Source organism: Chamaesiphon polymorphus CCALA 037 (genome assembly GCF_003003845.1).
In the GTDB taxonomy this organism is placed as follows: Bacteria; Cyanobacteriota; Cyanobacteriia; order Cyanobacteriales; family Chamaesiphonaceae; genus Chamaesiphon; species Chamaesiphon polymorphus.
Map to the genome: position 1 here is coordinate 1 of NZ_PVWO01000485.1, position 4359 is coordinate 4359.

The window sequence follows — 4359 nt, forward strand, 5'->3', positions numbered from 1 at the left end:
GTGGATGAGTGGATGAGTGGATGAGTGGATGAGTGGATGGGTGGATGGGTAATGGGTAATCATTGCGTATCCTATCTCCTAAAGCCTAAAGCCTAAAACCTAAAGCCTAAAGCCTAAAGCCTAAAACCTAAAGCCTACCTTCTGCCTTCTGCCCTGATATGATGAAGATCGCCAACGAGTAACAATCATCTAGTAGTTTAACGATCGTGGTAAAAATTCTGGCCATCTCTGGCAGCTTGCGGTCTAATTCTAGCAATACTAATATCTTGCGATCGATGATGGAATTAGCAACCGATCGCGTCGAGCTGTCAATTTATGATGGCATGGGCGAGTTGCCACATTTTAATCCCGAACTCGATGACGAGCTGGCAATTGCAGCGGTGCAAGATTGGCGAACTCAGCTTCAAGCGGCTGATGGCATCTTGTTTTGCACTCCGGAATACGCGCATGGCGTACCTGGCTCACTCAAAAATGCTCTCGACTGGATCGTCTCTTCCGGCGAGTTTATGCACAAACCTACGGCTGTCATCAGTGCGTCGCCATCTCCAGATGGCGGTGCCAAAGCCAATGCCGCACTCGTACAAACGCTTAGAGTGATGATGGCAGAGATTGCCGACGGTTCGATTTTGTGTATTCCGGCTGTTTATAATAAATTTAACGATCGATCCGAGCTGACTGATTTAGAGACAGAATTAGCACTTAGCTCTCTGTTAGCTAGTTTGGTGAGTGAGATCGATATCGAGCGGTAAATTTTAGACTTGGCTTATCTATTTGTTGGCGTTGGCGCAACCTGCTGTAGCGTCGCGCGTTTCTGCTACGCAGACGCTACGCGAACGGCGGGAAACCCGCCGTAAAAAGCGGATGCAACCACGCGGAGGTTCCCTCCGCATGTGTTGCACCAAGCAGCGCGACAAGACAGGCATAGCCTCGTCTTTGGCGACATGGAACGAGCATCGCTGGGCGAGAGCGTAAGCTGATGTCGCACCGCTCGATTGCCACAAAATTAACTGTCTATTCGAGACTAAAAGTTAATCTTCGTCCCAACCTTCAACGTCGAGTAACTCGCTGACTGGATCTTGGAGTGTGAAACCAAATTCTAAGAGTTCATTTTTCCAGTATTGCCACTTATCGCCATACAGAAAGGCAATCTTCCAAATGCGATCGCTTGGACTGAGAATCTTGGATGCTACCAAAGATTCGACTTGACGTTGCATTTTCACCATCGGGTGAAGCACTTGCTGAGTCATAGATAAAGATTTAATTGTTTGAATGCTTAATGTGAAACTATTTTCCTGCTAAATGCTCGTGCTAGCTCTAGTAATGCGATCTGCTAGGAAAATTTACCTTTCTACTTGTACCGCACAACCGTGTAGATTGTCAAACTTAATTTTGGTGAGTATTTACAGGTTTATGGATATGTTCGCAGACTTCACCTGGTTTTGTCAGTGTGGATGTTGCGATCGATTGGTTGGGTTATTACGATCGCCGCCAAATCGAGATTGAGTGGGGCTGCTGGTTAGTCGAGCGCGTCGCATCAAAATTTATAATTGATTTTTTCTTTGGATTCGACGATTTTACCTGTCGCGAACCAAGTATCTAGCAATTGTTTGACTTCTGGCTCGCTCGGTTGATACTTAGAGAGGATCGACCTGAGATAGGTGTATAAAGTCGCTCTTTTTTTCGGCCTGCTTTTAGGAATTACCGCAGATAATTTAGCTACGGCGATATCGGATAAAAAATCTTGAGAATGAGTCAGATCTGCTCGCCCAGAGAGCAACTCCAAACTATCGATGCGACGACAGGAAATACCCAACTTACCTAAATGTTGGATCAGCGGGTCGAAACCGCGATCGCGTGAAAGAATAACGTAGCTAGATGTAGGCGATTGCAGACTGACTTGACCGAGATAAAAGGCAATATGAAAGTCTAGAGCATTTGGCCCCGTTTCTTCTACGCCAATCCACTCCACCGCCGCACCCAATTGATGCGCCTCGCGCACGAGATCGAAAGGAATCTTGGCTTGAGTGCAGCCGACAAAAATGAAAATCTTGAGATTGGGTCGTTGCAGACTAGACAATCTTACTTGAGTAACATTTTCATAATCGATAAATAGAATGGTAGATGGAGTGGCTTTCTCGATCGATGTCATCTAGCCTAAATTCAGTGAATTGACGGGAACTTCGTCCCACGATGCGACTGTACGCAGTCTCGCGATCCAGCCTAGTTGTTTTTGCTCGGTCGTGAGATTGCGATCGAAAGATTCGTGACAGTCTCTGGCTAGTTCTTCACTACGTGAAGCGATGCAGGCATACATCAAGCCGCCAGGATCTAATTGTTCGTTTATCCAGATTGTTAACATCGATCCCCCTCCTGAAAATGTATCTTACTTATCTAAATTTTAATCGTTATTTAGGCGTTCGTGCCCAGTCTTAACAATTTCATTGCTTCGATCGTCCAAACTTAGCGAGTATGTCGGCACTCATCCGACAAATTCTCCAGTCTGGCAACACTGTCGCACCCAGACTTTGATAAAACTCGATCGCGTTTTGATTCCAGTCTAGTACAGACCACTCTAACCGCCCGCAACCGCGATCGTGGGCGATTTTGGCTACGCTAGTCATCAACGCTTTACCGACCCCTTGGCGGCGATATTCGGGACGCACGAACACATCTTCGAGGTAAAGCCCCGGTTGCGTGAGAAAGGTCGAGTAACTATGAAAGAATAACGCAAACCCGATCGTTCGCTCTTCTAATTCTGCAATTATAACTTCCGCATAAGGTTGTTCTCCAAATAAATGCGATCGCAATAGTTCGGTATTTCCCGTCACTCGATCGGTCAAGTTTTCATACTCCGCCAACCCTCCAATCAACTCAAAAATAACATCGACATCTTGCTCTTGTGCGGGTCTAATTTTTAGCATCTGGATAGTGAATAGTGAATAGTGAATAGTGAATAGTGAATAGTGAATAGTGAATAGTGAATAGTGAATAGTGAATGGTAAGTGGGCTTAAAATTTAATTCATTATCAACAATAACTTGGAATAGGATTACTATATCAACTACTCCCTTCCCGCCAGAAGAATATAGATCTCACCACGATTGAGTTACTCATGCAGAGATCCATATATTTAACCGCAGAGGCGCAAAGAGCGCAGAGAACAAAGCACAAAGTCTAATCTATAATCTTAGAGCGAGAAGGGAGTATCAACTATCCACTATCAACTATTCAATATCAATTATCCACTATTCACTATCCCCTAACTCACCATCCTTGCATCTCTACTAACTCGATACATAATTGATTGATAGCCGGAAGATCGGGATGATGGGGGAGAATCGAATCGTCATATGCGCGATCGAGTTCGGCAACTAAATTATCGGCAAGTGCTGTTACCTGCTCGTAAGTTAATTCGCCATTGAGAATTGCTCTAAATTCATCAGCATCGCCGACTTCCTGTCGATCGACAAATACTTCACCCGATCGTAAAATTTCTAAGCCACTGCGTAATAATCGGATGCAGTGCATGGCGTGTTTGAGATCGAAACCCGATTGTTTTTCCATCCCCGCACGAGTGGGATTGCGATTGGTTTGCCAGGATTGGTAAGCATTCCACTCGCGCAAGGCATTTTGATATTGCTGACTTTTTTGAAGTAATTTGATGAAATCGCCGCGACTATTCGTCAAATTTTGGGTGTACTCTAAAACATCATCTGTGAGATTGTGTTGTTTTAGCAGTCCCTTGTAATCGATATCTCCAGTTAATAATTGATGCAGTTCTTGTGCTTCTGCTAGATATTCGATCTTGCCACGCACTAGAGCATAGAGATATTCCAAAAAAGCATTCAACTCTTCTTTGTTTAACGGACGTTCTCCAGTTAGGCCGAATTTTTCAGGTGTTGGTCTTTCTTGAGGAGGATTGAGCAACCATTTTCGATGCGACTCGATCTTCTTGATTTGGGCAAAAGCATATCCAGAATAAGTATGTTTGACGCGTTTGCTCAGAAACATTCGACGATTCTGAATTAAATATTTGCCGACTTCGGTTTTGACTGGATAATCTTTGAGCCAGAGTAGTTCGATGATATTAGGGTTGGCTCCAGCCAAAAGTTGAATGAATTTTTTCAGCTCGTAAATAACTGTATCCTTCTGTCCGTCGAGAAAGTCCAACATCCCTGGTTCGGTATCCCAACCACTATCTTTTTGCTCGACTTTATCGAAACCTAAATAATATGGCTTCCCCGCAATAAATACCCCCCGATAGTCCAAATCGGAACCGGGACGGCTCAAGCCATAGCCATGGCTACCAGCCAAGCCAATTAGGATCGTGCGTTGTTCGACTTCTAGACGTTGCATCGGG

General features: G+C 44.7%; 7 protein-coding genes. 1 reads left to right on the plus strand and 6 read right to left on the minus strand.

Annotated features, from left to right (window positions below):
• Nucleotides 1-206 precede the first annotated feature (206 nt).
• Nucleotides 207-749, plus strand: coding sequence for an NADPH-dependent FMN reductase (locus C7B77_RS24910; protein ID WP_106311272.1), 543 nt, complete (start codon nucleotides 207-209; stop codon nucleotides 747-749).
• Between the two features lie 18 nt (nucleotides 750-767).
• Here the strand turns inward: C7B77_RS24910 and C7B77_RS29405 are convergent, their stop codons facing one another.
• From C7B77_RS29405 to C7B77_RS24935, 6 genes are all read right to left on the minus strand, one after another.
• Nucleotides 768-1001 carry a hypothetical protein gene (locus C7B77_RS29405; protein ID WP_146138507.1) on the minus strand — a complete coding sequence of 78 codons (234 nt, stop codon included), beginning with the start codon at nucleotides 999-1001 and terminating at the stop codon, nucleotides 768-770.
• A gap of 27 nt (nucleotides 1002-1028) precedes the next feature.
• A complete protein-coding gene (locus C7B77_RS24915) occupies nucleotides 1029-1247 on the minus strand; it encodes a DUF4327 family protein (RefSeq protein WP_015157621.1) in 219 nt (72 codons plus the stop codon).
• A gap of 287 nt (nucleotides 1248-1534) precedes the next feature.
• Complete coding sequence (locus tag C7B77_RS24920) at nucleotides 1535-2149, minus strand: PIN domain-containing protein (RefSeq protein WP_106311275.1); 615 nt, start codon at nucleotides 2147-2149, stop codon at nucleotides 1535-1537.
• A complete protein-coding gene (locus C7B77_RS24925) occupies nucleotides 2150-2359 on the minus strand; it encodes a hypothetical protein (RefSeq protein ID WP_015157623.1) in 210 nt (69 codons plus the stop codon).
• A 79-nt stretch (nucleotides 2360-2438) separates the two neighbouring features.
• Nucleotides 2439-2921: a GNAT family N-acetyltransferase gene (locus C7B77_RS24930; RefSeq protein ID WP_106311278.1), complete on the minus strand. Its 483-nt coding sequence runs from the start codon at nucleotides 2919-2921 to the stop codon at nucleotides 2439-2441.
• Between the two features lie 342 nt (nucleotides 2922-3263).
• Nucleotides 3264-4355: a nucleotidyltransferase domain-containing protein gene (locus C7B77_RS24935; RefSeq protein WP_106311281.1), complete on the minus strand. Its 1092-nt coding sequence runs from the start codon at nucleotides 4353-4355 to the stop codon at nucleotides 3264-3266.
• Nucleotides 4356-4359 lie beyond the last annotated feature (4 nt).